Raw genomic sequence first — 1,934 nt, forward strand, 5'->3', positions numbered from 1 at the left:
TTTTTTGATACATTCCTATCCACCGTTTTAGGTTTCTCTTTTGTACTGTGTTAGCCGAAAAATTGTATAAATCATAATTCGTTTTTCTTCCACCTGTTTCACCCTTTCTACACCCTAGTTTTACAAAATAAGAAGTCATCAAAACTTATATTTATTACTTTCTGTTATCTCCTCTCTCTTGTTCTATGCATAGTCTATCTAAATTTTTATTAGCTACTAAAAAAAGAATTTACAGGACGATAAAAAAAAGCCAAGTGCATTGCACTCGGCTTTATGGTCGATTAAACAATTTTACTTCAGACGTATTAAACTGATGTAGATAGTCTTTAGTAGAAGTATAACCTGAATTCATGAGTGTTTTCTTTTCTTCTTCTGTGATATCAAAATTAAACGACGACGTAAAGAATGTATTAATAAATACAGTGCGGGCAGCATCTTCTTTGGTGGTTTTTCCGCTCTCATGACCTTTGATCATGGTTTGAGACAAATTCCATGCAAAATGAATAAGAGAATGGCCAATATGATGTTCTGTTGAGGTTGCATGTTTTAACATGGCAACCTCCGCCTGAGATTCTAAACGGAAACCAAGTGTTTCTTTGTTGTAGACAATTTCATCTGTAGGATCAAAGAAAGATGCATTGTATTTCGTGTGTAAGCTTCTTAGTGTAGAATGATCCTCTATATTGCTTATCAGTTTATTAACCTCGTCAATCGTATCTGTGGTCGTGAAGTGTTCTTCTTTATTCACAAAACTTTTCCGATCAAATAAACGAATTGGGTAGTTATCGAGTACACCTCCGTCTACATAATAATCTTTATCCCATTCCACAGATTTAAAAAAGAATGGGATGGACATCGAAATCCGCACAGCAACTACTAACGGGACATCAGGTGTCGTTTCGCGAGAAAACGTACGAAGCTGGTGTGTAGAAACGTTCGTTCCTTGGAAAAACACGTCTTTTCCTGTTTTGTCATACAACTGCTGAAAAGTTGTGTCCTTACTCCCTGTCCACTTTTCAACGATCTTTCCTACCCACTCAGTGAAGAAATCCCCTTTATAGATACCAAAACCATCAAAAACAAACGAATGTTATCTTGTACAATCGAAAAATCATCATCTTTAAACGCTTTGAAATTCATGTCTTTGTGGATTTTTACAAGATCTGCGAATGGAATGGAAAGACCTAAAAGTAATGCAGTAATCGCTCCTGCTGAAGTCCCTCCAAATCGTTGTATTTCTGGTAAAATCCCTTCTTCATTTAGTGCACGGATGGCACCTATATAAGCGCTTCCCTTTACCCCGCCACCTTCAAATACTAAGTTACGAAATGGATATGCCATTATATACCTCCAATAAAGAAATTTTCAATCTGTTATAGTATCGGAAGTATATTGAAATATATTCCAAATGGTATTAAGAAAGTTTCATGTCCTCCGATACGTATGGCCGAATTATCTTTATTCAATGGATGAATTGTTTGAAAGAGAAGAAATTTGCTTGGAATGGTAATTTAGTAGGATAGGAAACAGGAAACGGAGTGCATCTTTGGATGCACTGAATAATATCCCCTTTTGAAATCGTATATAACGTAACTTCTTTTCCGATGTCCAAGTAAAATCACGAATAAGAAATCAAGGAATAATCTACATTTCATAAATCCCTCACTCTCTTTAACATACAATTCAGTGAAATAATTTGTTTCAAATACGTAGAAATATGGTTTAACCAGCAATCAATGATCAGGTCTTCTTACCCGAAGTAAACCTAAATCTATTTGTCTCCATACAGAAAGGAATAAATAGTTTTGTTCCTATTCATGAAATAGTACAATATATGCAAAATTACATATCTAATTAATTGCTTTTAATGTTATATTTTAATAGCGATGAATGCTATTATTTCATAAGTTGTCAACAAGCGTTATGTATGTATG

1 pseudogene is annotated in these 1,934 nt (G+C 34.4%); it reads right to left on the minus strand.

Annotation, left to right across the window (positions count from 1 at the left end):
• Window positions 1-271: 271 nt before the first annotated feature.
• Window positions 272-1,341: pseudogene (locus tag ABWK52_RS27355) on the minus strand (patatin-like phospholipase family protein).
• Between the last annotated feature and the right edge of the window lie 593 nt (window positions 1,342-1,934).

The sequence above is a fragment of the Bacillus sp. AP50 genome (genome assembly GCF_040492675.1).
GTDB classification, from domain to species: Bacteria; Bacillota; Bacilli; order Bacillales; family Bacillaceae_G; genus Bacillus_A; species Bacillus_A cereus.